Annotated in this window: 28 protein-coding genes; 6 read left to right on the forward strand and 22 right to left on the reverse strand. The window is 58.3% G+C overall.

The genetic code is table 11. The annotated features are described in order from the left end of the window. Nucleotides 1–2 precede the first annotated feature (2 nt). The 10 genes from JQR87_RS14500 to JQR87_RS14545 all read right to left on the reverse strand — a co-directional run bounded on the left by JQR87_RS14500 (nt 3) and on the right by JQR87_RS14545 (nt 5227). Nucleotides 3–1181: a zonular occludens toxin domain-containing protein gene (locus JQR87_RS14500; RefSeq protein WP_407295896.1), complete on the reverse strand. Its 1179-nt coding sequence runs from the start codon at nt 1179–1181 to the stop codon at nt 3–5. Nucleotides 1182–1192: 11 nt separating this feature from the next. After that, nucleotides 1193–1519 carry a DUF2523 domain-containing protein gene (locus tag JQR87_RS14505; protein ID WP_407295894.1) on the reverse strand — a complete coding sequence of 109 codons (327 nt, stop codon included), beginning with the start codon at nt 1517–1519 and terminating at the stop codon, nt 1193–1195. Next, a complete protein-coding gene (locus JQR87_RS14510) occupies nt 1519–2433 on the reverse strand; it encodes a virulence factor TspB C-terminal domain-related protein (protein WP_407295893.1) in 915 nt (304 codons plus the stop codon). Before JQR87_RS14510 ends, JQR87_RS14505 begins: the two co-directional genes overlap by 1 nt. Nucleotides 2434–3006: 573 nt before the next feature. Beyond that, on the reverse strand, nt 3007–3216 hold the full coding sequence (locus tag JQR87_RS14515) for a major capsid protein (RefSeq protein WP_046162623.1): 210 nt from the start codon (nt 3214–3216) through the stop codon (nt 3007–3009). Between the two features lie 10 nt (nt 3217–3226). After that, nucleotides 3227–3442, reverse strand: coding sequence for a hypothetical protein (locus JQR87_RS14520; RefSeq protein ID WP_046162624.1), 216 nt, complete (start codon nt 3440–3442; stop codon nt 3227–3229). Then, on the reverse strand, nt 3439–3618 hold the full coding sequence (locus JQR87_RS14525; protein WP_046162625.1) for a hypothetical protein: 180 nt from the start codon (nt 3616–3618) through the stop codon (nt 3439–3441). The genes JQR87_RS14520 and JQR87_RS14525 overlap by 4 nt, the downstream gene beginning before the upstream one ends. A 15-nt stretch (nt 3619–3633) precedes the next feature. Continuing rightward, a complete protein-coding gene (locus JQR87_RS14530; protein WP_407295892.1) occupies nt 3634–3996 on the reverse strand; it encodes a hypothetical protein in 363 nt (120 codons plus the stop codon). A gap of 250 nt (nt 3997–4246) precedes the next feature. Further along, nucleotides 4247–4633 (reverse strand): hypothetical protein, encoded by a 387-nt coding sequence (locus JQR87_RS14535; RefSeq protein WP_407295891.1) that lies wholly within the window; start codon nt 4631–4633, stop codon nt 4247–4249. A gap of 3 nt (nt 4634–4636) precedes the next feature. Then, nucleotides 4637–4972: a lysogeny maintenance protein PflM gene (pflM, locus tag JQR87_RS14540; RefSeq protein WP_407295889.1), complete on the reverse strand. Its 336-nt coding sequence runs from the start codon at nt 4970–4972 to the stop codon at nt 4637–4639. 39 nt (nt 4973–5011) lie between these two features. Beyond that, complete coding sequence (locus JQR87_RS14545) at nt 5012–5227, reverse strand: DNA-binding protein (RefSeq protein WP_102847489.1); 216 nt, start codon at nt 5225–5227, stop codon at nt 5012–5014. A gap of 92 nt (nt 5228–5319) precedes the next feature. Between JQR87_RS14545 and JQR87_RS14550 the strand changes: the two genes are divergently transcribed. From JQR87_RS14550 to JQR87_RS14565, 4 genes are all read left to right on the forward strand, one after another. Then, complete coding sequence (locus JQR87_RS14550; protein WP_407295888.1) at nt 5320–5625, forward strand: helix-turn-helix domain-containing protein; 306 nt, start codon at nt 5320–5322, stop codon at nt 5623–5625. Between the two features lie 75 nt (nt 5626–5700). After that, nucleotides 5701–6741, forward strand: a complete 1041-nt coding sequence (locus JQR87_RS14555) for a hypothetical protein (protein ID WP_407295887.1) — start codon at nt 5701–5703, stop codon at nt 6739–6741. A 97-nt stretch (nt 6742–6838) separates the two neighbouring features. Continuing rightward, the gene (locus tag JQR87_RS14560) at nt 6839–7552 is read left to right on the forward strand and encodes a hypothetical protein (RefSeq protein ID WP_407295885.1); all 714 of its coding nucleotides are present in this window, start codon (nt 6839–6841) and stop codon (nt 7550–7552) included. A 173-nt stretch (nt 7553–7725) separates the two neighbouring features. After that, nucleotides 7726–8766, forward strand: coding sequence for a hypothetical protein (locus JQR87_RS14565; RefSeq protein WP_407295883.1), 1041 nt, complete (start codon nt 7726–7728; stop codon nt 8764–8766). 590 nt (nt 8767–9356) lie between these two features. On the opposite strand, the gene JQR87_RS14570 is transcribed toward JQR87_RS14565, so the two are convergent. From JQR87_RS14570 to JQR87_RS14590, 5 genes are all read right to left on the reverse strand, one after another. Next, nucleotides 9357–9545, reverse strand: a complete 189-nt coding sequence (locus JQR87_RS14570; protein WP_407295881.1) for a hypothetical protein — start codon at nt 9543–9545, stop codon at nt 9357–9359. A 181-nt stretch (nt 9546–9726) separates the two neighbouring features. Then, nucleotides 9727–10266 (reverse strand): YcxB family protein, encoded by a 540-nt coding sequence (locus JQR87_RS14575; RefSeq protein ID WP_434157919.1) that lies wholly within the window; start codon nt 10264–10266, stop codon nt 9727–9729. 186 nt (nt 10267–10452) lie between these two features. Then, a complete protein-coding gene (locus JQR87_RS14580) occupies nt 10453–11391 on the reverse strand; it encodes an ABC transporter substrate-binding protein (protein ID WP_407295878.1) in 939 nt (312 codons plus the stop codon). Nucleotides 11392–11594: 203 nt separating this feature from the next. Further along, nucleotides 11595–12875 carry a Y-family DNA polymerase gene (locus JQR87_RS14585; protein ID WP_407295876.1) on the reverse strand — a complete coding sequence of 427 codons (1281 nt, stop codon included), beginning with the start codon at nt 12873–12875 and terminating at the stop codon, nt 11595–11597. Further along, on the reverse strand, nt 12862–13293 hold the full coding sequence (locus JQR87_RS14590) for a LexA family protein (RefSeq protein ID WP_407295874.1): 432 nt from the start codon (nt 13291–13293) through the stop codon (nt 12862–12864). The genes JQR87_RS14585 and JQR87_RS14590 overlap by 14 nt, the downstream gene beginning before the upstream one ends. 208 nt (nt 13294–13501) lie before the next feature. Between JQR87_RS14590 and JQR87_RS14595 the strand changes: the two genes are divergently transcribed. Beyond that, a complete protein-coding gene (locus JQR87_RS14595) occupies nt 13502–13969 on the forward strand; it encodes a nuclear transport factor 2 family protein (protein ID WP_407295872.1) in 468 nt (155 codons plus the stop codon). A gap of 63 nt (nt 13970–14032) precedes the next feature. Here the strand turns inward: JQR87_RS14595 and JQR87_RS14600 are convergent, their stop codons facing one another. The 6 genes from JQR87_RS14600 to JQR87_RS14625 form a co-directional block, all read right to left on the reverse strand. Further along, nucleotides 14033–15439 (reverse strand): alpha/beta hydrolase family protein, encoded by a 1407-nt coding sequence (locus JQR87_RS14600; RefSeq protein ID WP_407295871.1) that lies wholly within the window; start codon nt 15437–15439, stop codon nt 14033–14035. 315 nt (nt 15440–15754) lie between these two features. After that, entirely contained in the window at nt 15755–17239 is a 1485-nt protein-coding gene (gene putP, locus JQR87_RS14605) for a sodium/proline symporter PutP (RefSeq protein WP_407295870.1), read from the reverse strand. 230 nt (nt 17240–17469) lie between these two features. Beyond that, a complete protein-coding gene (locus tag JQR87_RS14610) occupies nt 17470–17889 on the reverse strand; it encodes a group I truncated hemoglobin (protein ID WP_407295869.1) in 420 nt (139 codons plus the stop codon). Then, a complete protein-coding gene (locus JQR87_RS14615; protein WP_407295866.1) occupies nt 17889–18746 on the reverse strand; it encodes a DUF3034 family protein in 858 nt (285 codons plus the stop codon). Before JQR87_RS14615 ends, JQR87_RS14610 begins: the two co-directional genes overlap by 1 nt. After that, the gene (locus tag JQR87_RS14620; RefSeq protein ID WP_407295865.1) at nt 18743–21100 is read right to left on the reverse strand and encodes a putative bifunctional diguanylate cyclase/phosphodiesterase; all 2358 of its coding nucleotides are present in this window, start codon (nt 21098–21100) and stop codon (nt 18743–18745) included. Before JQR87_RS14620 ends, JQR87_RS14615 begins: the two co-directional genes overlap by 4 nt. Further along, nucleotides 21084–21755 carry a methylamine utilization protein gene (locus JQR87_RS14625; protein WP_407295862.1) on the reverse strand — a complete coding sequence of 224 codons (672 nt, stop codon included), beginning with the start codon at nt 21753–21755 and terminating at the stop codon, nt 21084–21086. The genes JQR87_RS14620 and JQR87_RS14625 overlap by 17 nt, the downstream gene beginning before the upstream one ends. 240 nt (nt 21756–21995) lie before the next feature. Between JQR87_RS14625 and JQR87_RS14630 the strand changes: the two genes are divergently transcribed. Continuing rightward, nucleotides 21996–22220 carry a DUF3203 family protein gene (locus JQR87_RS14630; protein WP_407295861.1) on the forward strand — a complete coding sequence of 75 codons (225 nt, stop codon included), beginning with the start codon at nt 21996–21998 and terminating at the stop codon, nt 22218–22220. A gap of 105 nt (nt 22221–22325) precedes the next feature. Here the strand turns inward: JQR87_RS14630 and putP (JQR87_RS14635) are convergent, their stop codons facing one another. Beyond that, nucleotides 22326–23810, reverse strand: coding sequence for a sodium/proline symporter PutP (gene putP / locus JQR87_RS14635; RefSeq protein ID WP_407295859.1), 1485 nt, complete (start codon nt 23808–23810; stop codon nt 22326–22328). Nucleotides 23811–24021 lie beyond the last annotated feature (211 nt).

Raw genomic sequence — 24021 nt, forward strand, 5'->3', positions numbered from 1 at the left:
CTTCACCATAGGAAACGCCCCTTTTCGTATGGAACACGCGTGAAGTTGCTGCTGGCCTGTTGCTGGACCGGCTCATAGGTGTGCGTGGGCAAGGATTGCGGTTGCTGGCTTCGCGGATCCTGCGGCGAGCCCCGGTCTGGCTTGGTGTCGTCGAAGTAGCCGTTCTGGACCACCGTCATGCAGAACTGAAACGACACTTCCAGACGCGTGCCCTGCTGGGTGTTGCAGCGACACCCCGTTACCGTTCCCTCGTTCACCGCGATTTCCATCCGAGCGCGGTTGCGTGCGAGCAGCCGGCTGTCTGTCGTTGAAATGCACACCGGCTTGGGAAAGGTTTGCGGACTGGTCAGCCCGTCGTAGATCGGTGCGGAGGCTGGCAGGTCCTGCACGCGCGGAACTCGCCTGCCGAGGTATTGTTCGAGGGTCTGCGGCGCCCCTTGTTGAACATCCGCGCCCGCAGGCCGAATGAACGCCCCCACCGTATCGCGGACCTGATCGACCATGCTGCCGGACGGCGCACCACTGCTGGCAGCCCGCGCGGCTTTTTCGGCGTTGTAGCGCTCATAGGCCCGGTATACGAGGATGGCCGCGCCGATCACCACACACAGCGCCAGGAGGAACTTAGTCGGCACCTTGGTCTGGAAGTGGTGCTTGGCGTTGGTGCTGGTGTAGGCGCCGAAGTAGCGCTTATCCAGGCGCAGCGACTTCTTGTCGGCATCCTTGAAGCTGCTTTTAATCTCGACCTTTTCGATGACGACTTCGGATTCGAAGCGCAGCAGCTGAGCCGACTTGAACACCCGCCAATAGTGAATATGGCTGTTGCACAGGCGGCGCAGGTGCACATCCAGATAGCGCGGATCTTGCGTGACCAGATGCACTTCGTGGCCCTGGTGACGCATGGTCTCAAAGCGGGTGATATGTTCCGGTGGTCGTGCGCGTGGATCGCGTGCACCAAACCAGCCTTGGGCCTCATCGACCACGATGATCGAGTCAGCCGGCAGCTCGAACCACTTCTCCGGCCCATCAAACTCGAACCACTGCGCTTGCAGCTGTTCGGGCTTGAGGCCATTGATGTTGTGGTAGTAGATGACGCGCCCTTGAGCGTGGGCGGTCTGGTCGACTTCACGAATGGTGTTCAGGGTCTTGCCGTGGCCGGGCTTACCCGTTCTGATAACCAGCATGGTGAGCCTCCCTACGCCTCAAACCCGGTATCCTTGGGGCTGCGCCAGACCTGATTGCGGCGCTTGTCGGTCGCCTTGTCGATGCCAGCCAGCATGAAGCGCGTGGAGATGGCGGCGAAGTACAGATTCACCACCACATCGAACTTGGCCAGCCCCAGCACGCCCTGAATCACCGGCCCCACATCGCCCATCAACCCGAACAGGTAGCTTTGCGCTTGGCCGATAATCAGGTTGAAGCCGACATAGGTGACGAAGCCGAAGCCGAGGATGCGCAGCACCATCTTCACCAGCGGGCCGAGGATGATGACCAGCAGTTGCACGATAAAAAGGAACTGCATTACTGACCTCCTACGGAGCGGCCCACATACAGGGCTGCCAGGACGGTAGCGACCGCAACGAACAAGCCGCTCAGGTCACTGGCGGCGCGGCATAGCGGCTCATAGCTGATTTCAAAGGTGCGTCCGCCGGCCATGCGCAGGCTGAGGCTTTCAGCCGCTGGGCAGGTGGAAGGTAGAAAGCGGGTGCCTTGGTTGATGAAGGACGGCAACTCGATGGCCCCGCCGCCTTCTTCGAGCTGGAACTTATCGCCCTGGACGGCGGCTTCGATAGCCGACTCATGCTTTTCGAAGTCGGTCATTTCCTCGGCATTGCAGCGCAGCGCTTTTTGCTGACGGAGGATGGCGCATTGAACCGCATCGCCTTCACAGGCAATGGTGGCATCGCAGGCTTCGCCGCCTACGCTTGAGTCCGGCTTTTCCTCGTCGTCCTTGTCGCTATCACCGTCGCCGTTGCCGTCACTACCCGACCCGTCGTCATCGCCCCCGGAGCTGTCACCGCTTCCACCATCCCCGTCTCCGCCGGAGCCATCACCATCACCGTCTCCGTCGTCATCCCCATCACCACCACCGTCCTCATCGCCGTCACCCTCGCCGGGTTCGGGATTGTTGGGCGTATCATCGCAGCCGCCGACCTCGACTTCGGGATCGCAAGGTTTCGGCGGCTCCTTTGAACAAAAGGTGCCGTTCCAGACGTAGCCGGAGGGGCAGTTGTTATCGGGATCAGGGGGCGGAGTGTCGTCAGGATTTGTCGTGCCGCCCGGGTTGCCAGGGGCGGTGTAGGTATCGCCAGAGCACTCAAAACCGTTGCCCCGATATTGATAGGAACCGAACACACCGGAAGGCGTACCGCTGGAATACACATAGATATTGTTAACGATGTATTGAAAGGTGTAAGTACAGGAGTTAGCGCACACATCAGCGGGAGGCTCCGAACGATCTGAGCCATGAACAGAGTCGCGTAACTTGTGTTCATGATTGATGATCGAACCAATAGTGGACTCGCAAGGGTCAGGTTCGGGGTTAGGGACGCAGCCACCTATGGCGCTGTCGTAAGTTCCGTCAGTACAGCCGTCGCCTTGCCTACCAATAATGGCCGAACCAAGTGATACACCAGACTTGTTAAGAAGCACACACCTACCACTAGAAGGGCTAGTTAGCTCAACCCTATAGTCAACATACGCACTGCTCTGCTGCTTCATTACGTCAAGGTGCGCCTGACACGCAGCATCCGCAGACGGATAATTCTGAGAGTTATAATGCCAATAATAATCTTCAGCCCAGGCCGCATGCCCCCAGCTGCAAACAAGCACCAAGGCAACACGAAGAATCCCTTTCATCCCTACACCCGCCCAAAAAACACGAGATAGAACGCCAGGGTGGTCAGGATCAGGACGTACAGCTGGTAACTCATTGGCGTTCCCTCGGAAGTGAAAACCCCGCCGGAGCGGGGTTTGTTTGCTTCGGCACGTGCGGTGCGCAACCCCGGCTTACAGGGCGCGGCGCATGTACTTGAACGCCATGGCGGCGATGATCACGGCGAAGACGGCCCAGCCGATGGTGCCGACATCGGTGCCAGCCTCATCCAGTGCGCCGGTTGCTTCCGGGGGAACGGCTGCGTAGACGGTGCCAGCCAGGGTGGAGAGCGCGGCAGCAGCGCCAACGCCGATTTTCTTGATGAAGTGCTTGTTCAGTTGCATGGGTGATACCTCACTGTTTCAGGACTTTTTTGAGGACCAGAAAACCGAACACGGTGGCGAAAAGCACGATGGCTTCTGCCTGTAGTTCGGAGACCTGTTCCCAGGACAGTGCAGCGCCGTAGAGGCTCTGCATTTCCTCGACCGTGAGGGCAACCAGCGAACCGGAGCAGACGGGCGTACCGTCAGCGCCTTGCAGCCAGTCACCGTCACAGGCGAGAAAATTCATGCACCGGCCTCGAGGAGGTCGGCGGCTTGTTCGAGGGGTTCGCAGTCGGGGCAGACGGCGAAATGGGGCGGCAACCGCAGATCGGGTAGCAGATCGCTTTGCGGTGCAGGCAGGCTCATGAGCTTGCCCATGTCGTTGCCGCAGCAGTCGCAGATAACGCGGTCACCCATCAGCATGGTCCGCCCCTCCCCTTAGTTGGCTTTGGCCGGGTCGGCTGGCTTGGCCGGGTTAGGCTGAGCAGCGGCGCGGCTAGGTTCGGTGGTGTTGCGTGGTTTCACGGCTTCCAGTTGCAGGGCTAGGTTCTTGCCCTTGTTCTGGCCGCCACGGGCAATCTCGAAGTGGATGCGCACCAGTTGCAGCGGCTCGAAGTGGGCACCCGCTGCGAAGATTTCATCGGCAACTTCGTCCGCTGCTGCCATGCCGATGATGGAAAGGCCGTGTTCGGTCTTGCCGTCTGGTTCGTCGCCGTAGAAGACCTTGATGTATTTCTGGCCGGCTTCACCGTCGAAGCGTTGAGTGCCGAGAAATGCAACTTCCATAGTCGAACGTGCCATCTGTGTTTCCTCTCTCTAGTTGCGCTTTATTGCGCTGCTTTGCTTTCTGCAGGCCGAGCGATCTCGCGCAGAAGAACCCTTAATCAAGTTCGCCCTGCCGGTTATTACTTGGCTTACTGTGAATCAATAACCCTATTTATACGCGCCTAATGCAGGCTTTTTTCATATATAGGTAAATACAATGCTGCGTTTCTTAATGAGCTGAATTGCAACGAATTGACATTTTATAGTTGTGCACAAATAGTCATAGTTAATCGCTGAACCTTTGTTTAACACCAAGGGCTTTGCCCTTGTCATCCCACTCTTGCCGCCGAGGGCTCGGGAGCGCGGGGCGGAGAAGCTGCCCCACACTCACGAGCGGAGGCTTTCCTGTTCGTGCAGGGTCAAGGGTGCGCTCCGCCCGTGCTTCCGTTTTTCCGAACGGTGAAGCGTGTTCGGACAAGCCGGGAGCGCGGCCCTGGACCTGTCCGGCCTCGGTGTTGGTTGTTTTTGCGGGAACGCTATCGGGCTTGGCTCCGTCGCGGTGCTGGCATATCTTCATCGCTAACCAGGGGAAGCCGAAGATCACCACCGCGAGCAACGCGATGGGCAGATAGACGCGCCAGAAGAAGTCAGCGTGTTGTTCCTGATTAGCCACGGCTCAGGCCTCCAGCTCGAACGGCTCGCGGATCGGCACGTAAGGCGTGGGTTTGCCGGTGTCGAGCACAACGCTCCAATACTTCGGCGGTCGGGGTGGTGGCGTGTGTTTCTCGCAGGTAGAGGCCGGTATCACCGCCCATTCCGAGGTAAGGACCATCCAGACACCAGCGATCTTGCCCATCCTTGTTGTGCGAATCGGCAGCACAGACGCGGGGCGGCATTGGGCGCAGGGTGTGGACCGGCAGCGAGCGGGTTTCGCCATTTCGCGTCGGGACCAGCAGACAGAGCAGGCGCAGTCCCTGGGGTGCGGCAGGCGCAGATAGTTGGACAGGTTCATAGGTCATCCCCTCCCCTGGCTTTCCATTGACGGCGCGGATCATGCCGTCCACTCCTGCTCCAGCAGCCAGCTACGCAGCAGCGCACTGTTAATCATTCGGCGCTTGCCGAGCTTTACGGTAGGGAGTACGCCCCGGTAGACCCAGGCGCGGGCCATGGAGCACGTCAGGCCGTTGCGTTCCGCCCAGGATTCGACGGTTTCCACGTCCTGCTGTGGGCCGATCAGCTTTGAAGGTTCTAGCTCTTCCAGTTCCATGCTCGTTCCGTCACTATTCGTGGCAATACATACGGATTGACGCTATCCGTTTTGACTAGAGTCGAAACGAATCATATTAAGATAGAGTCAAATTGGATAGAGCTATTTTAGATCATTATGGAATGATAAAAGAAAGAGTTATAACCGTTCTCAAGCACAGCGGGCTAAAGCTGCCGCAACTTGAGCAGCTGACCGGAATCAGCCGCTATACGTGGAGCAACTTGAAAAATCCCGCTAAGGCCCGAGAAATCAAAGCTGAGGAAATTGAGGCTGTGGTGAAGCTGTATCCACAATTTGCACTTTGGATAGTTAGCGGCAACGTCCAACCTGAATGCGGACAAACAAGTCCTGAATATGAGACAGCCCATTCAAACTTGTCCAATCAAAACGCGGGATAGCGATCACAACGGAAGTGACTAAGCGCTGGTATGCCCGGTTAAAAATTAGATAACCTTTCATGGAGGAATATTAGAATGGGAATTTTCTCAGAAAATATAAATTATATTGAGTCCTATTATTCAACATTAGAGCTGCTTTCTTCGAAGCAAGAAGCGCCGGATCAGCGAGTTTCTATATGCTTGCCTATGTTGAAGAAAATCGCAGAAGAGCCTAGCTCTTATGATAGAAGAGCAAGATTAAACGCTGAATGGATCGGCGATCAGCTGATTAGCATTATTTCCAACCGAAGAACTGACGATAGTTCACTGCAAGAGCTAACACGTTATCTGGCCAGAATAGCCAGAGAAACCACGCTTCGAACACCTTATGTACCCAAGGCACCGGAAAAACAGCTTCTTGATTTTTTTGACTATTTGAAAGATTTCGAAACAACGGAAGACAAGGAAACGTCCGACCTTATTTGGGCCTCGATTCCTAAATACATAGCGACAGACTATCTAGCTGAGGTTTCACAAAAAGAGGAAGATATAAAAAATCACGTTAAAAACTGGGAAGAACAACTAAAAACATACAAAACAACAATAGACTCGTACGTCACCGAACTGAAAGAACAACAAGGAAAATTTAACTTTGTTCGCTTATCCAAAGCTTTTCACGAAATGCACAAAAACAAACAGAAAGAGCTTAGAGCAAATTTTCTCGCGTTAATTTCGCTAGGAACACTAGTATTATCTCCACTCCTATTTCAATTCACAGTAAAGACATTGACGAACACAAGCACTGCACTCAATACTCTTAACACTACAGATGCGTGGAAGATAATATCTCTAATCGGCCTAGAAGTAGCTCTGCTTTATTTCTTCAGAATTGCACTAAAGAGCTACTACTCAACCAAAGCCCAGCTTCTACAAATAGAGCTAAGACTATCACTATGTGCCTTCATAGAAAATTATGCCGACTTCGCAAAGTCAAGAAAAACAAAAGACATTGATCCTTTGCTAAAATTTGAATCTATAATATTTTCTGGCATAACACCAGACGATACCAATGTACCCAGCACCTTTGACGGCATAGACCAACTTTTCCGATTGGCTAAAGAACTTAAAGGAAAGTAACCGCTAGCAGCCATCATCCGTTAATAAAGGGCTTGGAAGCTAAGATGTATATAAGGAATATTCCTTTTTTATCCCCATTTAAGCGCAAGGAGGCGACATGAGATCAGAGGGGGACGACGCGCCCGAATATCTACGCAGCAAAAAGAAAGACAGCCCATGGCGTTTCGTAGCTATCTTGGGTATTGGATCGGTGATCTTGCTGGGATTGGCAGCTCTGTTCGCAGAGCCAATGGCTAAGGATATCAACCAGATCAAGTCTGGCACTAATGTCACAGGCAAAACCTGGTTCAACCAAGAGCCGACTGAACCCGCCAAATCCGCCAGTGAACCCCCACTAGCGCTATACGGCACACTGGAGTCATCAGCGGCGCCTGAAGCAAAAGGGCAACGCCCACTGACCCAGGCTGAGATCGAGTGGTTCGAAGCGGCATCGGCGCGCACGATAGAACGCAAGCAAACCTCTTTCAGCGACGAAAACTACACCCCCCGGCCAGTCGCCAACACGATGCAGCCACCACCGGCCCGCTACTACGCTTCCAATTCGTCCAGCAGCACGCAGAAGCGCTCCGTTTCCCGCGAGACCCACCTAAGCAACTGGAGCTGGGAGAACGGCCATAACAAACAGCGAGTGGGCGGACAGTTTCACTGGATAACCGTGAACGACGAGATTGACTTCAGCAGCGTCTGCCAAAACTACAAGCGCGGCTCGCTGATCTACCGAGACTGCCGTAAAGGCGCGAAGGTTGCTTTCAAGCAGATGTGTAGCCGATACCAACCGGCATGCGCAGCAGCTAATAACTTCATGCTATGAAGAGGCAACAGCCTAGAGCTGACTCGATCATGATGGGATGGCGGCTAGGATTAATCCTGAGCACTTTCCGTTTGGCTCTTTCGGTCTATTTCGTAGCCTAAACGGACCGACAACACTCTCCTTTGCTTCGCCTGTGATGTACGGAGCTCATCCAATGCGAACAGGAGATTCCAATGTTAAAAATCACTCCTATAGCTGCAGCGCTTTTAGTGGCAGTAAGCGGCAGCGTCTTAGCCAATGAACACGTGGCTGAAGTCGAACAGATCGGCACAAATAACAGCGCAGAACAGACGCAGAGCGGCGTCATGCAGCGTTCCTACATTCTGCAGAACGGCACTGAGAATAGAGCGCTCACCGACCAGACCGGAACCAGCAGCGAGGGTGGCCGGGCGAGCATCGAGCAAGTAGGCGCGCTGAATTTGGCCGAAATCTATCAGGTGAACGGAAGCAGTCCTGGCATGGCTAGCGCTGAGATTTACCAGGCGGGAACATCCAATAGCGCCACGCTCGAGCAGCATGAGCTTCGAGGCGAGCTGTCCGTTACCGCGACTATCCACCAGGAAGGAACAGGTAACCAGCTAGACGCTACGCAAACGTGGGTTGGAAACAACCTCAGCGTGATATCGGTCGGACAGGACAACATTGTTGAGGTAAACCAGTCTGGCTTCAGCACAGCCGAAATTCAGCAAGATGGCACAGCGAATCGAGTGCGTCTCGAACATGTTGGAAGTGGCTGGGGTAATGATTTCGCAGCCATCGAACAGGTTGGTACCGCCAATCAGGCGGATATCTACCAGTACGCAGGGCGCTATCCCGCAGCCGAGGTCATCCTGCGGCAGGTTGGTGTCGCAAACATCGCGCAAATCGAAGCCCTCAGCGGCAATAGCACGCTGGACTACGAACAGCGGGGTACAGGGAACGAGCTTGACTCTTATCTCGCTGGGCAGAACAGCAGCTTCACCGGGTACTCGGAGGGTGAGTACAACACGGTGGTAACGTCACAAGTCGGAGATAACCACAGCTTGGACATTGCTCAGGTCGGCTCGTACAACCATATAGAAGCCTCGCAGAACTTCCACGCTCATGAAGCGCTAATCAGCCAAACGGGCAACAGCAACCAGGCTTTCCTGACGCAAGCTCAATCACTCAACAGTCACTCCGCAAGCATCGTCCAGAACGGTAACGGCAACGTAGCCAACGTCCTGCAACAATAAAGCCCCCGCAAGGGCTGAGGCCGTACCGATGCGCTGGCTGTCTTAAGCAGCGCATTTCGGCAACGTGAATGAGTCGAAAAAGTGTCGAAATCACTGTGACGAATTGTGCCGAAACGAGCAGGCGCGTTAGCCGGAAACCCCGTAACGACACGCTTTGAGACGGAACGACACATCAAGCAAAAGGGTTCGATTCCCTTCGCCCGCTCCAGATCAGAAAAGCCCTGCGATTGCAGGGCTTTTTGGTTTAGGGGTTGGCTTGTTTCGGCTGGGGGGCTGGCTTGGTGGAAAATTAATCTGTCCCCTTTTCCCCGTTTGGGCACTACTTTAACCAATCGGCAGCGACAGCGCTCCGCACCATATGACCGTATTGCATAGAACTATGCTGATTGAGGAAGAAGCCGACCAGCGTTCCAGCGAAACCAAGCGCCATGCCCGAAATTTGATTGCTCAGACGGCGCGATAAGAATGCACCGATTAGCGTACCTATAGCCGCACCCGGCAACGAAATAGATGACCGAGCGCAAGCAACCCCTGAGGCCTGGCTAGCGATATATTGATTGCGGCATATACCAGAAGCGTTACAGAAACGCCTAAGGATGTGCCCAGCAAAACAGTGGTTTTGCTTGTGCCATGACGCCGATGGCAATAGCCGCTGTCGGCACCACGAAGTAATACCAAATCCCGACATAAAGCGGATCGCCAAATAAAAGCTGAGCAACTGCAGGCATGAGGGCAACGGATAATGCTATCGCCGCATCCGTCTTTCGGGAAACATTCATTTAGATTGACCGCTTACTGCGACATACCAAAACACCACCGCACTAAAAATACCATCCACAACACAGCTAGCGAAGTTGATTCCTGAGAAAGCTATTTCAGCCCATACGCTATAAATCACCCAGCCGGAAAGGAAAGTCACTTGAAACCCTCCGAACTGGCAGAGCAACCGATCCTACCCGCCTATTCGGGTTGTGATTGCTGCCAATACGCTTTTGCCTGTGCTGCGAACTTATCAAAAGCCTGTGATGATTCGAAGCTTCGTCTTGGCATGATGTGATACAAGCAAGCCCCTATTTGGACCAGTAGACAAGAGCCCATCGACCGCACGCTTATCACCCCGCCCCACCTAGTTAATCCTTCATTATTCGTCGTACTTTCATGAATGCCTTCTGGTGTTAACGTATAGGTATGCTCGCCTAAAACTCCATTCTTAGCACTCGACAAGAACAATACAGCGATAACATTGAAAACGAAGCCGAAGAGCAGACCCGTCAACCCACCGATAAAAGAGCTTGCCAAATGAATCCATAGTTCATGAGAGTCTTCAGGTAGACCTTTAGTCCACGCTAAAACCCCAAAGGTGAGGCACGCAAGAATAATAAAGGTTATATAGGTGGACCTCATTCTTGGAAGAGCCGACACGTTAAGCCGAATTAGATCGCCCTTTCGAATATCTGTCGTTACTTTCATGCTAATCCTTGCATATGCGGGCGTGTTCATGTCGGTATGCTAGCTGCAGCCAACGTGATTAGAGAAGGAAAAGGGGACAGATTTATTTCCTGCTAGGACGCCTAGGAATAATGACCTGATTCTCAGCCAGCTTCCTGCCCTAACGCTTATGGAGCTTTACCGGCAACGCGCCGGCTAGGACAGCTGCCGCGGCGGCAGCTGCCCATCCCACATTTTCTAGTAAGCCGCCACAGCCTCGTCGAGCTGCAGGCTGAGGCTGAGCAGGCCACCGCCGGAGAGGTACCACAACGCAGGGTCGAGGTAGACGATGCGGCCGTTGCGCCCGGCGCTGGTGGCGCTCAATGGCGAGGCACGCAGGGCTTCGGTGGTCAGGGGCTCTGCACCGATTGCCGCGCTGCGATCGATGATGAAGATCACCTCCGGGTCAGCCGCGAGCACCGCATTCGCGTCCATGGGCTGCGGGCGTTGGCGCGGTGCGCCGGGCTCGGCGGGCGCGGGCGCGGGCGCGGCGAGCGTGCGTGGCGCCTGCAGGACGGAGTAGATCACCGGCTGTTCGGTGGGGGAGAAATTGCCGTCGTTGTGGGTCAGCACCAGCGTGCGCTTGCCTGAGTTGGCGACGCGCATGTGCGCCTGTCCGATCTTGGCAGCCGTAACCCGTAACTGCTGCTTGGCCTCGGGCAGCTTGTCGAACATGGAGCCGAGGGTCAGGACGTTGCGTTCGAACCCACGCAGGTAATCCTGACCGTTGAGCCCCATGTCCAATGTTGGAGCAATCTTGCTCAGGGCCTGGCCTTGCTCGCCCTGGCGCGCGGTGACCATGATCACGTCTGGGTCCAACTTGCGTATGGCGGCCTCGTCAGGCTCCTTCATGCCTCCCGTGTCGACTCGGGCGGGCAAGCTGTTCTTCAGGTAGGTCGGCACACCGGAGGCCGTGCCCACTACGCGATCGCCCAAGCCCAGAGCCACCAGGGTATCGACCGTGCCGAAGTCGAAACTCACCACACTGCGCGGATTGCGAGGGACGACGACCTGCGTGCCGTCTGGCTGGTCGACGGTCATGCCGACAACGTTGGCCGGTGGCGTAGGCGCATCGGGTTGGCTGCTGCAGGCCGTCAGGGCGAGCAGCATCGAGGCGGATAGGGCGAGCTTCTTCACGTACGGGCGTCCTCTGTCTATATGCAAGTGAGAAACCATATCATCAGAGCGAAGGCAAGCGGGACGCGCAGATGTAAAGAATGCGAAGACGGTGGCTGGCGGGCTTGCGGTTGCTGTGCTCTACCTTCGCGCCATTCTCTGGCCTCATCGAGCCTACGTTCCCGGCTGCCGGTAATGAGCAGATTCGGCTGGTTGCCAAGCCCCTACCGGCACCCCACCTCCCACAACTGATCCAACCGCGTCGTATAGCTCTGGCTCATCAATTCGCGCCGCATGCCCCAATCAGGCGCGGTGGGGATGCGGCCCGGTCTAAGTGTATTGCGGCCCCATTTGGCATTGACGGCATCGAGCACGCCCATGACGCGCTCTGACGCGGCCGGTTGGGTTTCGGTGAAGAGGTCGTCGGTGTATTCGCCGCGCTGGCAGAGGTCCATCAGTAGCACTTCGGCTTTGCTGAAGGCGAAGCCTTCACGGTAGATCAGTTCCAACCCGGCGATGGCGGCGCGGGTGATGTAGCGGGTGTCGTCGGTGGGGTATGGCAGTTCGCAGACGACGCCTTTGGCGAACCTGGGTTCGTCGGGGTTGAACATGCCGGTGCGGATGCTGACGCGTACGCGTTTGCACAGGGAGTGTTGGCCGCGGAGTTTTTCGCAGGCGCGCGCGGCGTAGGTGGCGACGGCTTCGCGGATGGGTGCGAGTTCGCGCAGGCGGTCACCAAACATGCGTGAGCAGCAAATCTCCTGCTTGAGCGGCGCTACGTCCTCCAGCTCCAGGCAGGGCGTGCCGCGCAGCTCGCGGGCGGTTTTCTCGACCACGACGCTGAATTGTTTGCGCAGGGTCCAGGCGTCGGCACTGGCCAGGTCCCAGGCGCTGCGAATGCCCATGCTGGCGAGGTGTTCGGTCATGCGCCGGCCGATGCCCCATACATCGCTCACGCTTGTGATGCGCAGCACCTTGTCGCGCCGCTCGGGGTCGCGCAGGTCGACTACGCCGCCGGTTTGCTTCATCCAGCGCTTGGCCGAATGGTTGGCCAGTTTGGCCAGTGTCTTGGTGTTGGCGATACCCACGCCGACCGGTATGCCGGTCAGGCGCAACACGTCGGCGCGGATGCGGCGCCCGAGCGATTCCGCATCAGGCACGCCGGAGAGATCGGCGAAGGCTTCGTCGATGGAATACACCTCGACAGCCGGCGCACGTTGCTCGATCACAGTCATTACGCGCTCGCTCATGTCCCCGTAGAGCGCGTAGTTGCTGGAGAACACCACCACGCCCCAGCGTTCCAGATCACGGCGGACCTTGAAGTACGGCGCACCCATCTTGATGCCCAGGGCCTTGGCCTCGGCCGAGCGGGCAATCACGCAGCCATCGTTATTGGAAAGCACGACGATGGGCGTGGTGCGCAGGTCTGGCCGGAACACGCGCTCGCAGGCGGCGTAAAACGAGTTGCAGTCGATAAGGGCCAGGGTGCGCTCAATATTTGCCATGGGTCCGCACACTGAATGGCACGACGCCCCACACGTACAGCTCTTCGCTTTCGAGCAGATAGCGCGGCGGGAACTTGGGATTGGCCGAGCGCAGGATGATCTGATCGCCCTGTCGATCGAAGATCTTCACCAGCGGCTCGTTGTTGAGCGCGGCGATGACGATTTCCCCTCTTTCCGCTTCGCGCCCACGGTCGATGATGAGGATGTCCCGGTCGAAGATGCCCACCTGAATCATGCTGTCGCCGTCCGCCCGCGCCAGGTAGGTGTGCGGTGCGCGGATGTTCATCAGGTCATCAAGCGAGAGCGTGCCTTCCATGTGATCCTGCGCGGGGCTGGGGAAGCCGGCGGGTATGCAAAAGCTGAAAAGCGGCAAGGCAATGGCGGACGGAGCGGCGGGCCCCAGGAAATGAACGGGCATGGTACAGACCTCATAACTGTATATGCATACAGTATGATGAGCCCCCCTTCCGGTCAATCGAGCCAGACGCACGGGCAGCAATGAATGGCGGTTCGCCGCCGCCTACCCCTTCGCCCTTCGCCCTTCGCTGGCTCCGGGGCTTTTTCAGTCCGTAACGCCGTGCTGTGGTTTACTCCATCACCCCTAGCCCACGTCGTGAGAGCGCATCATGAGAACAGTAGACCCGACCGTCTTCATGCAGATAAACGACCTGCTCTGCCGGTTCTTTCTTTCCTTCGATAACCGGGACTGGCCAGCGATGGTCGAGTGCCTTGCACGTCAGATCGCGGTGGACTATTCATCCTCGGGCCGGGAGCAGCCCACCACCCTGAGCGGCCAGGCGTTCGTAGACCGCAGGCAGAACGCGGTTGACCGGCTGGCCAAGCACCACAGTTTTTCCAATCTGCTGATCACCGGCGGCGTGGATGAGCACGCTGTGAGTGCGCGATGCAATTATCTGATTCTTCGCTTTGACCCTGCCGGCTCCGACGAGGACTTCTTCCATTCGTGCGGAAGCTATGAGTTCGGCTTCGAGGCTATGGAGGAAGGCTGGAAGATAGCGAGCATCAAGCAGAACACGCTCCGCAGCTGGGGCAACGCGAGTCTGCACGGTGGCTCATCGAAAGGGAAAGCCTGACCCGCTTATCCGAGTCAGAAAAAAGCCCTGCCTGAGCAGGGCTTCTGTTTCCGCTCTAGCAAATCAATTACTTGGACAAGCCGGCAGCGACGCCCGATTCTGCGTGCCGTCGTTACGGGTGAACTCACAGCCATACGCCGGATTGGCTACGACGCGTGGACTGAGGACTTCATCGCCTGCTGGCTTGATGCCCTGCTGTTCCCATTGCAGCATCGCCGCCATGGCTTCGACCTGCTCCTGATAGGTGAAGTCGCAATGGCTCGGTGCGCGTATGGCGCGTTGCACCAGCAAATCCCCGTTGCCATTGGCTTCGGCGTTGCGGCGGTAGATCTGCTGATGCTTGAACGGCACGTAGAGGTCGCCCAGGGTGTGAATGCTGACCACCGGGACGTTGAACTGGCCATTCACCACCGGAATCCAGCGCAGGCCGTCAGGCCGGATGCTGTTGGCTGGACGATGACCGACCACACGGATGATCGAGTCATTGAACGCGCGCTCTTCTCGGGACATCGCTCTGTTCGTGTCGAACTGATAGCGGGTAGAGAGGTTGCCGCTGAGCGAGTCAGCCAAAATGCCGTTGACCGAACCGTCTTGGCCTCCGGTACTCAGCACGACGCTCTGCAGGCTGGTGCGGAAGCCTTCGGCAAAGATTGGGCGTTCGCCACCGCTGAGGTCTCGAATGATGCCCTCCAGCTTCTCGCCCTGCGGCGACGGGTTGGTCGGGTAGCTGTCCCACAGCGCACCAATGATCTGCGGCAGCTTGGCCTGGAAGTCCGTCGCTGGGAAGGTGGTCGGCCCCTGCCCGGCCAGATGCTGAGCAGCCAGCGTGAAGTTCATCAGATAGTCGAATTGATAGACGTCGCCGGTGACACCGCACATCGGCACCGAGCCGCTGTAGCGCACCGGATTGTTGGCGGTGGCGTAGGTTTCCGCCTCAACCGCGGCCGCCGCGATGTGGCCGCCCATGGAGTGTCCGGTGATGTAGGTCTTGCTCGGCTGGGCTTTGCCGGTCAGCTCGCTGAAGGCCAGCGCCAGCGCGTTGGTGTCCTCGATGCCGGCCCGCACATCGTAGTAGTTCTTGCTGTAGCTGGAGGCCGCCCAGGCGTACCCCTGTTGCAGCAGCCAGGGACGAATCGGTGGCGGCCCGACAGTGAGTTCAGGCCCGGTACCGCGATAGCCATGGGCGTACATCACCAGCATGCCGTTCCAGTTCTCCGGCACTTCGATCTGGTAGGACGCGCCCTCGTAAATGCCGGTCCATTGCTCGCTCGGTAATCCCGGGAATGGGGCCAGTGTCGATATGACAGGGACGAAGGTACGCAAATCCTGTGGACGCGATTCGCTGCCCGACACAGGCAGTTTGATCAGTTTCGACCGCGCCTGGGCATCGGCAGCGATCCCGATGGTGCCAACCAGCATAAGGCCGGCGATGGCACGCGTGCAGGCTGAAGCCAACTTGCTTGGGAGCATGGGAGGTTCCTCAGTTGTTTATTGTTTTTGTTCTAGCGATACGAGCATTGCCGGGCTTGCCAAGCGCAAGCGGTTGCGCACTCCAGACTAACCGTGGCAGAAAGCTTGGACCTGTCAAACCGGCAAGCCGCTCGGGGGATGAGCGGCTATGTGGTCTCGGAAATGTCGCAACTGACGTCGCGCTTATGGAGGGGGCGCAGCGCGCCCAGCGAGACACGCTGCACTAGAGGAAGAGGCAGCGTGAAAAACAGTCGAAGAGCATCAGCGGTCCGCCAGAACCATCGGCTATAGGCAACAGTCCTGGCGTGGCGCGACTCAGCCTGCGCGGTATTCCGTATCGGCCGCTTCGAAGCGCTGCTGAATGGAAGCAGCCGGTTCTTTGCCCATCAGGCTGACCACGTAGATGGCGATACTGGCAAAGATGAAGCCCGGAATGATTTCGTACAGTCCAAGGCCGATGAACTCCTTCCACACCACCACGGTGATGGCGCCGACCAACATGCCGGCCAGTGCGCCGTTGCGGGTCATGCGCTTCCAGGTCAGCGAAATCAACACGACCGGTCCGAAGGCAGCACCGAAGCCCGCCCAGGCGTAAGACACGAGGCCCAGTACCTTGCTGTCCGGGTTCGACGCGATGCCTATAGCAATCAAGGCGATCAGCAGCACCATGGCACGGCCGACCCAGACCAGTTCGGTCTGCGATGCGCCCTTGCGCAGGAACGCCTTGTAGAAGTCCTGGGTGAGTGCGCTGGAACTCACCAGCAGTTGGGCACTGAGCGTACTCATGACCGCAGCCAGTACGCCGGAAAGGATCACGCCGGCCACCCAGGGGTTGAACATCAGCTTGACCAATTCCATGAACACGCGCTCACCGTTCTCGGTAACCGCGCCAGCCAGCGCCGGGTTGTCCGCGAAGTAGGCGATGCCGAGGAAGCCCACACTAACAGCGCCAGCAAGGGTCAGGATCATCCAAGTCATGCCGATGCGGCGGGCGTTCGGGATGGTCTTCACCGAATCGGCAGCCATGAAGCGCACCAGGATGTGCGGCTGACCGAAGTAGCCGAGCCCCCAGCCAAGCAGCGAAATAATCGCGATGAAAGACAGGCCCTTGAACATGTCGAAGTTCGACGGATCCTGCGCGGCGATGGTGTCCATCGCGGTACCTATGTCGCCCAGCGAGAGGATGACGAATACCGGCGTGACCAGCAGCGCGAAGATCATCAGTGTGGCCTGTACGGTGTCCGTCCAGCTCACCGCGAGGAAACCGCCTATGAACACGTAAAGGATGGTTGCCGCAGCGCCGACCCATAGCGCCGTGCCGTAATCCATGCCGAAGGTTGATTCGAACAGGCGCGCACCGGCTACAACGCCTGAGGCGCAGTAGATGGTGAAGAACACCAGGATCACCAGCGCCGAGAAGATGCGCAACAAGCGGCTGGTGTCTTCGAAACGATGGGAGAAATAGTCTGGCAGGGTCAAGGCGTTGTGGTTGTGCTCGGTGTGCACGCGCAGTCGCCCGGCGACGAAAAGCCAATTCAGCCAGGCACCGGCGATCAGGCCGATGGCGATCCAGCTTTCCGAAAGGCCGGCAACGAAGATTGCGCCGGGCAAGCCCAGCAGCAGCCAGCCGCTCATGTCCGAAGCGCCTGCCGAAAGCGCGGTCACGAAGCTACCGAGGCTTCGGCCGCCGAGGATGTAATCGTCGAAATTCTTGGTGGCGCGGTAGGCGATGAATCCGATGAGGATCATCGCCACGATGTAGATCACGAAAGTGATCAGTGTGGGAGTGCTCACATTCATTTGGCGTTGTTTTCCTTGTGCTGCGGGGACTTGGCCCCCGCCTCCACTGACGAAGCGCGAACGCTTGTGACGCAGCGCTGGCAACGGATGGTCGGGTTAAGCGCGAAAGCATAGCGTCTCGCTGCGTTCAACGCTCGTGACCGGACAGTTCTAGCTGACAGAAAGTGCGCAGCGCCCGCACAACGAAAGACGACGAACCGGTGATGTGCTGGTTGCACGACAGGGCTTATCTACTGATCGATGACCTGACGACGCATCGGCGCCAGGCGCGCCAGCAAGCGATTCTGCGCGGGGATCGATACGCCCTCGGCAGTCATCGCCGCCTGCAGGTTTTCCACCAGTGCGTTGAAATCGCCAGGGGTTAACGCCAGGCCTTTATGGCTTTCTTCCATGCTGTCGCCTGTATAGACACAGGGGCCGCCTGCCTCGACGCAGAACTGCTCGATCAGCTTGTCGCGCAGGCGCTGGATATCGATATTTTCAAAGTGTTCAACGATGCGAGGGTCCCCCGCAACGCGCAACAACATGCCTTCGACGATCCGGGTGACGCCAGGCTTGCCACCGAGCTGCCGGTACAGGCTGTCATCTTCAGGCGCTGGCGCCGCACAGGCCCCCAACAACAAGCAGAACAGCACAACGAGTCGGCGCATCAGAAACTCCCCTGAACGGACAGATAGAGGCCGTCCTGGTTATCGAGGGTGGCGATTTCGCCGAGCCGTGCATACGCCAGCACGACTGCAAGGCGCTTGTTGGGAAAGTAACCGAGAAACAGATCGGCCCAGTCGCTTTCACCGGCGAAAGAGAGATTGTCCGGCTTTTCCCGGTACTCGATGCCGAGCGCCCAGTTTGGGTTGAACAGTACAGCGGCCGAGCCTTCCTTGAGCAGACTGCGGCTGTCGCGACGATCACCACCGAACCCGAGCAGGCCCAGCTCGTTGGCGCGGCTGTAGCGAACGCCGCCATTGAGCAAGAGGTTGTAGCCAAATGCACCGCCCAGGATCAGGCGGCTGGCGGTCAAGTAGCCTTCGGTGTCTTCATCGCGCTGCGCGCCAACCAGCGACGGGATAAGGAAATCCTTCTGGCGTTTGTGCTGCATGCCCAAAGACACTTGAGGCAGACGGTCATAGATCAGATCGCCGAATAGGCGGAGTTTGGCCCCGAAGACATCCTGGCTGAGGCTGTTCTCCGGCAGCGACAGGTCCCGAGCCAGCGTGCCGAGGTCGAAGCGCTGCCGAGCAAATGACAGCTCAAGGCGGTTATCGAAGGCAAACGCCACACCCGCAACGTCCAGTCGATAGTCGCCGGTCTCGACGCGAGTCGCGAAGACATCGCCGCCCCACTCACCTCGTTCGCCATAACCGGCCAGCACGGCCCACGGCATGATGCCGCCGCCTGCGGCCCCTTCGATGCTGGTCACGCCTCCGGTGGCCAGCAATCGCCCCGCTTCCGCACTGGCCAGCATCGGGGTGCAGCACGCGGCCAGCATCAGGGCTCGTAATAATTTCATGAGTGTTCCTTGATCGGTCGCGCGGCCAGGTGGGGTTGTTGCTTGAGCCAGGCTTCGAACGCGTCAGCCGGAAGGGGACGACTGAAGAAATAACCTTGCAGGGTGTCGCAGCCCCAGGCCCGCAGCAGGTCGCGCGTTTCGCCATGCTCGACGCCTTCGGCCACAACCTTGAGCCCCAGCGCATGGCTCATGTCGATGGTCGAACGGACAATCACCGCATCGCCGCAAGTGTCATCGAGTTCGCGGATGAACGACTGGTCGATTTTCAGCTCCTGTACCGGCATGCGCCGTAGCTGAGCGAGCGACGAGTAGCCGGTTCCGAAATCGTCCACAGACAACCGAATACCCAGTGTGCGCAACCGATGCAGCATCGTCAGGGCACGCTCGGGGTCGCGCATCATGGCGCTTTCGGTGATCTCGAACACCAGCTGGCCGCCGGGAATCACGTAGCGCTGCAGCAGCTCACCCACTCGCTGTTCCAGGGTCAGGCTGGTCAGGTCTTCGGCCGAAATATTCAACGACACCTCCATGTACAAGCCACGGCCATTCCAGATGTGCAGCTGACGCAGCACCGCCTCGATCACCCAAGTGGTCAGCAATTGGATACTGCCCGTGCGCTCGGCCAAGGGGATGAATTCAGCGGGCGACAGCATGCCGTACAACGGATGGTTCCAGCGCAGCAGCGCCTCGGCCTGGTAGACACGGCCGTGTTCGAGGTCGACTTTCGGTTGGAAATGGAGGTGCAAGCCACCGACCTGAGCGGCGCGGCGCAGGTCACGGATCAGGGTGATCTGCCGTTGATGGGCATCGTCACGGCCGTGCTGGTAGAGCTGCAGACCGTCCGGCATTTGCGCGGCGTCCTGCATGGCAATCCGGGCACGACGCAGCAGCTCATCCACGCTGCAGGCATCGTCCGGATAACCGGCCACACCGATGTGCGCTTCGATACGCATCTCGAGTTCAGCCACACGCACCGGCAAGGCCAGGGCTTGTTGGACCGCGACCGCCGCGCTGAACGCGTTGTCGGCCGAGGTATCACTTACGATCAGCAGGAATTCATCGGTCAGTATCCGGGCCAGATGATCCCCAGGCTGCAGGCTGGCCTGTAGTCGCTGAGCCAGCTCACGCAGTGCCTGATCAACCCCTTCGGAGCCGCCGCTGTCCTGCACGCCTGCGAGGTTGTCGATACCAATGTGAAGCACCGCTGTGGTGCGTCCGGCCTCAATGGCGTTAGCCAGCAGCTCGGCCGCCAGCGAACGATTGGGCAGGCCCGTTACGTCATCGTGAAGCATATTGTGGGCGATCAGCTGTTCACGCTCGGCAATGCCACGCTGCATCTGGTTCAAGGCCGTAGCCAAGCTGCCAAGCTCATCGCCGCGATCCAGTTCGATCGGCGTCTGGTAATCACCACGCCCCACCCGCTCGGCCGCCCGAGCCAGCGCATTGACCGGCTCGGACAGGCTACGCGCCACCAATAGCGCTCCGACCAGCGAAGCAATCAGGCCAACGACAGCTATCAACAAAACTCGCGAATCAACCTGATGGAAGCCAGACAGGGCCTTGTCCAGTGAGCTGTGAACGAGCGCAATAACGCTGAAGCTCGCCCCCTGCGACAGTACGATGTCCTCATTGAGATAACGCTCACCGCCAAGGGACAGCACCTCGATTCCGTCCACATGGTCATGCCGACTCCAGCCATCGATCAAATCATCGCGTGTCGCTGGGTCGAGCGTGGTGAACAGCTCGCCCCTGCTGTCCCCTTCCCTGGCCAGAAAGGACACCTCCAGGCCTGTCAACTGCTTGAGCTCATCTGCCAGGGCGCGGTCCATGGCGAACCCCATCACCACACGGGCAATGGGCAGCGGCGCTCGAACCTCGGCCTCAACCATCAGGTGCGCCTGCCGATCCAGCGAAACCACCAGCATCGTCAGTCCCTGCTGACGCGCTTCCTGCAGCTTGTCGGCGTAACGAAAGGTGTCGCCCGGTCTGGCGTTGGACAGGCTCGATGCGAGCACCTTGCCGTTCAGGTCCAGCAACATCGCCTCACTGGCATTGATGCGTGCCGCCTGATTGGCCATGGCCGATTGCAAGGTAAGGGTGTCCCCGCTCGCCACGGCGTCCTTGAAACCGAAGTCAGCAGCCAGCACCTGAACGCCATCGCGCAGCTGACGACCACGCATGTCCAGCAATCGCTCGAATACGCGCAAACCGGATTCCAGTCGGTCTACTGCCTGATCGCTCACTGCCGCTTCGGTGACCAGGCGCACAGAGAAGTACAACGAGGCGATCACCACCAGCAGAAAGGCGGCGAGGATGCACGACAGGCGCGCGTGAAAACTAAGGCTGCGCGTCACGGGTGGCCTTCCTGAAGGCATCTGCAAATGGCGTTGGCGGAGGAGGCGAAGGTTGCAGCGCACCCGTAATCGCAACCGGTAAGTTCAACTCGACCGGTTCTGCGCCCAACTGCAGCGTGCCCGCGTCCATCGGCTGCATGTCTACGAGAGCGGGATGCCAGAGCGTCGAAGGGTACTGTCCAGCGGGAGCATCCAGCTCGATTCGACCTTGCGCGTCACTGACGCCGAACCAAGGGTCATCGGTGATGTAGACATAGCCCAGCATCCAGTCATGGATGTTGCAGCCCAATACCACCACTCCAGGCTGATCGAACGTTACAGGTTCGCTCGGCGTACCCTCGTACAGGCGCAGCTCGAACCGTTTGGCCGAGGAGAAGGAATAAACCTGATGGCGAATATCGTCGCGATTGGGAAAGCTCACCGCCGTGCCGGTCGCCACAGCAAGCACAGCCGGTGCGAACTGCTTACTGACCTGATCCATGACGGCGACGGTGCTTGGCTTATTGCGTGCCTGGCCCGCCAGGCTGAGCACGGCGCCCACCACGGGCTGTCCCTGCCCATCCTCTACACGCACGGTGAAAGGCTGGGCCTGCAATGGTGCAGCGAGCGCGCAAAACAGCAGAAAACAACTGAACCGCAATACACCCTTGAACATAACGCTGACTCCGCCATCGCGGCTTACCGTTGGACTACAGCCATCCCTGGCAACCCTCTAGCCTTGTCAGGCTAGCCCATTGCCATCACCTGATCAGCAAAATTTTCAGCTCCAGCCAGATTCAACTGCGGGATACCCAGCCTATCGTCGCCATGGGCAAACGGATCCATGCGCCGGCTGTCTCACTGATTACGTCCGCCTCTTTATTCGCGGCCACATCGCAGCCCAAGGAGATTCGACATGTCAGTCAGCATCGATACCGCTACCGGCACTTGCTCCACCACGCTCGAAGGCGCCACTTATCGCAGCGCAATCATGGATGTTCGGGTCAGCACTGATCCGGCGGCGCGCATGTCGATGGCCCATATCGACGGTCACAGCACCCATGTCACCGAGGACATGGCTGAGCACCTGATCGCAGCGGGCGCCAAAGACGATCGCGAGAACCTAGTTGTCGACGATTAACAGCGAGGCATGAGCAGGAGCCGACCGGTGGTCGGCTCCTCAATAGACAAAAACCCCGCTGCCGGAGCGCCGACAGCGGGGTTTTCGGTTACGGCAGCCAGCGAATCAGCGGCTGTTGTACTCGTTTTCAGCGTCCTCGAAGCGCTTGATCATGCTGAGAGAAGCGCCCTGTCCGATCTTGCTGAACACCACGATGGCGATGCTGGCCAGGATGAAGCCTGGGATGATTTCGTACAGCCCCATGCCGATGAACTCCTTCCACACCACCACAGTGACGGCACCGACGACCATGCCAGCCAGCGCACCGTTGCGGGTCATGTGCTTCCACAGTAGCGAGATCAGTACCACCGGACCGAACGCAGCGCCGAAACCGGCCCAGGCGTAGGACACCAGCCCCAGCACCTTGCTATCCGGGTTCGAAGCGATGCCCATGGCGATGAAGGCGATCAGCAGCACCATTGCACGGCCCACCCAGACCAGTTCTTTCTGCGAGGCATTCTTGCGCAGCATGGCTTTGTAGAAATCTTGCGTCAGGGCGCTGGAGCTGACCAGCAGCTGAGCACTGAGGGTACTCATGACTGCCGCGAGCACACCGGAAAGGATGATGCCAGCGACCCACGGATTGAACAGAATCTTCACCAGCTCCATGAAAACGCGCTCACCGTTCTCGGAAACGGGACCGGCCAGTTCCGGATGGCCTGCAAAGTAGGCGATGCCGAAGAACCCCACAGCGACTGCGCCTGCCAGTGTCAGAATCATCCAGGCCATGCCGATACGACGGGCGTTGGGAATGGACTTGACCGAATCAGCCGCCATGAAGCGCACCAGGATGTGCGGCTGACCGAAGTAGCCCAGGCCCCAGGCCAGCAACGAGACGATTGCGACAAAGGACAGTCCGTTGAACATGTCGAAGGCGGCCGGGTTCTGGGTAGCGATGGTGTCCATCGCGGCGCCCATGTCGCCCAGTGCGAGGATCACGAAAACAGGCGTGATCAGCAGCGCGAAGATCATCAGCGTAGCTTGCACGGTGTCGGTCCAGCTGACCGCGAGAAAGCCGCCGATGAACACGTAGAGGATGGTGGCTGCCGCACCGATCCACAGCGCGATGTCGTAGGGCACGCCAAAACTGCTTTCGAACAGACGCGCACCGGCAACCACCCCGGACGCACAGTAGATGGTGAAGAACACCAGCACGACCAGCGCCGAGAAGATTCGCAGCATACGGCTTTCATCTTCGAAACGGTGCGAGAAGTAATCCGGCAGGGTCAGTGCGTTCTTGTTGCGCTCGGTGTGCACGCGTAGCCGCCCGGCCACGAACAGCCAGTTCAGCCAGGCGCCAGCGATGAGGCCGATGGCGATCCAGCTTTCGGAAAGACCGGCGACGAAAATCGCCCCCGGCAACCCCATCAGTAGCCAGCCGCTCATGTCTGAAGCGCCAGCCGACAAGGCTGTGACGAAACTCCCCAGGCTACGTCCCCCCAGGATGTAGTCATCGAAGTTCTTGGTGGCACGGTAAGCGACGAAGCCAATCAACAGCATCGCGCCGATGTAGATCAAGAACGTAATCAGAGTGGGTGTATTGATGCTCATTTTGTTCCCTCGTTAGTTGTTGTTGATGGGCGCGAGGGTATTCCCGATCCCACCTGGCAGAGGGCGATGGCGGTTCGCGCCATCACCGGGACGGGCTCACCTGAGCCCATCAGAGGCGGAAGAGCGATCCGCCAACTGTTCTGGTTGTTCTAGGGTCTGTTGACGCTTCGTCGCGAGCCGCGTACGAAACGTCAACAGACCCTCATGAGCT

The sequence above is a fragment of the Stutzerimonas stutzeri genome, assembly GCF_051028275.1.
GTDB lineage: Bacteria > Pseudomonadota > Gammaproteobacteria > Pseudomonadales > Pseudomonadaceae > Stutzerimonas > Stutzerimonas stutzeri_AS.

Bases quoted from the DNA above. Each gene is read 5' to 3' on its own strand.
- JQR87_RS14500 (WP_407295896.1), bottom strand. From the start codon at position 1,181: ATGCTGGTTATCAGAACGGGTAAGCCCGGCCACGGCAAGACCCTGAAC.
- JQR87_RS14505 (WP_407295894.1), bottom strand. From the start codon at position 1,519: ATGCAGTTCCTTTTTATCGTGCAACTGCTGGTCATCATCCTCGGCCCG.
- JQR87_RS14515 (WP_046162623.1), bottom strand. From the start codon at position 3,216: ATGCAACTGAACAAGCACTTCATCAAGAAAATCGGCGTTGGCGCTGCT.
- JQR87_RS14520 (WP_046162624.1), bottom strand. From the start codon at position 3,442: ATGAATTTTCTCGCCTGTGACGGTGACTGGCTGCAAGGCGCTGACGGT.
- JQR87_RS14525 (WP_046162625.1), bottom strand. From the start codon at position 3,618: ATGCTGATGGGTGACCGCGTTATCTGCGACTGCTGCGGCAACGACATG.
- JQR87_RS14530 (WP_407295892.1), bottom strand. From the start codon at position 3,996: ATGGCACGTTCGACTATGGAAGTTGCATTTCTCGGCACTCAACGCTTC.
- pflM (WP_407295889.1), bottom strand. From the start codon at position 4,972: ATGAACCTGTCCAACTATCTGCGCCTGCCGCACCCCAGGGACTGCGCC.
- JQR87_RS14545 (WP_102847489.1), bottom strand. From the start codon at position 5,227: ATGGAACTGGAAGAGCTAGAACCTTCAAAGCTGATCGGCCCACAGCAG.
- JQR87_RS14555 (WP_407295887.1), top strand. From the start codon at position 5,701: ATGGGAATTTTCTCAGAAAATATAAATTATATTGAGTCCTATTATTCA.
- JQR87_RS14560 (WP_407295885.1), top strand. From the start codon at position 6,839: ATGAGATCAGAGGGGGACGACGCGCCCGAATATCTACGCAGCAAAAAG.
- JQR87_RS14565 (WP_407295883.1), top strand. From the start codon at position 7,726: ATGTTAAAAATCACTCCTATAGCTGCAGCGCTTTTAGTGGCAGTAAGC.
- JQR87_RS14570 (WP_407295881.1), bottom strand. From the start codon at position 9,545: ATGAATGTTTCCCGAAAGACGGATGCGGCGATAGCATTATCCGTTGCC.
- JQR87_RS14575 (WP_434157919.1), bottom strand. From the start codon at position 10,266: ATGAACACGCCCGCATATGCAAGGATTAGCATGAAAGTAACGACAGAT.
- JQR87_RS14585 (WP_407295876.1), bottom strand. From the start codon at position 12,875: ATGGCAAATATTGAGCGCACCCTGGCCCTTATCGACTGCAACTCGTTT.
- JQR87_RS14590 (WP_407295874.1), bottom strand. From the start codon at position 13,293: ATGCCCGTTCATTTCCTGGGGCCCGCCGCTCCGTCCGCCATTGCCTTG.
- JQR87_RS14595 (WP_407295872.1), top strand. From the start codon at position 13,502: ATGAGAACAGTAGACCCGACCGTCTTCATGCAGATAAACGACCTGCTC.
- JQR87_RS14600 (WP_407295871.1), bottom strand. From the start codon at position 15,439: ATGCTCCCAAGCAAGTTGGCTTCAGCCTGCACGCGTGCCATCGCCGGC.
- putP (WP_407295870.1), bottom strand. From the start codon at position 17,239: ATGAATGTGAGCACTCCCACACTGATCACTTTCGTGATCTACATCGTG.
- JQR87_RS14610 (WP_407295869.1), bottom strand. From the start codon at position 17,889: ATGCGCCGACTCGTTGTGCTGTTCTGCTTGTTGTTGGGGGCCTGTGCG.
- JQR87_RS14615 (WP_407295866.1), bottom strand. From the start codon at position 18,746: ATGAAATTATTACGAGCCCTGATGCTGGCCGCGTGCTGCACCCCGATG.
- JQR87_RS14625 (WP_407295862.1), bottom strand. From the start codon at position 21,755: ATGTTCAAGGGTGTATTGCGGTTCAGTTGTTTTCTGCTGTTTTGCGCG.
- JQR87_RS14630 (WP_407295861.1), top strand. From the start codon at position 21,996: ATGTCAGTCAGCATCGATACCGCTACCGGCACTTGCTCCACCACGCTC.
- putP (WP_407295859.1), bottom strand. From the start codon at position 23,810: ATGAGCATCAATACACCCACTCTGATTACGTTCTTGATCTACATCGGC.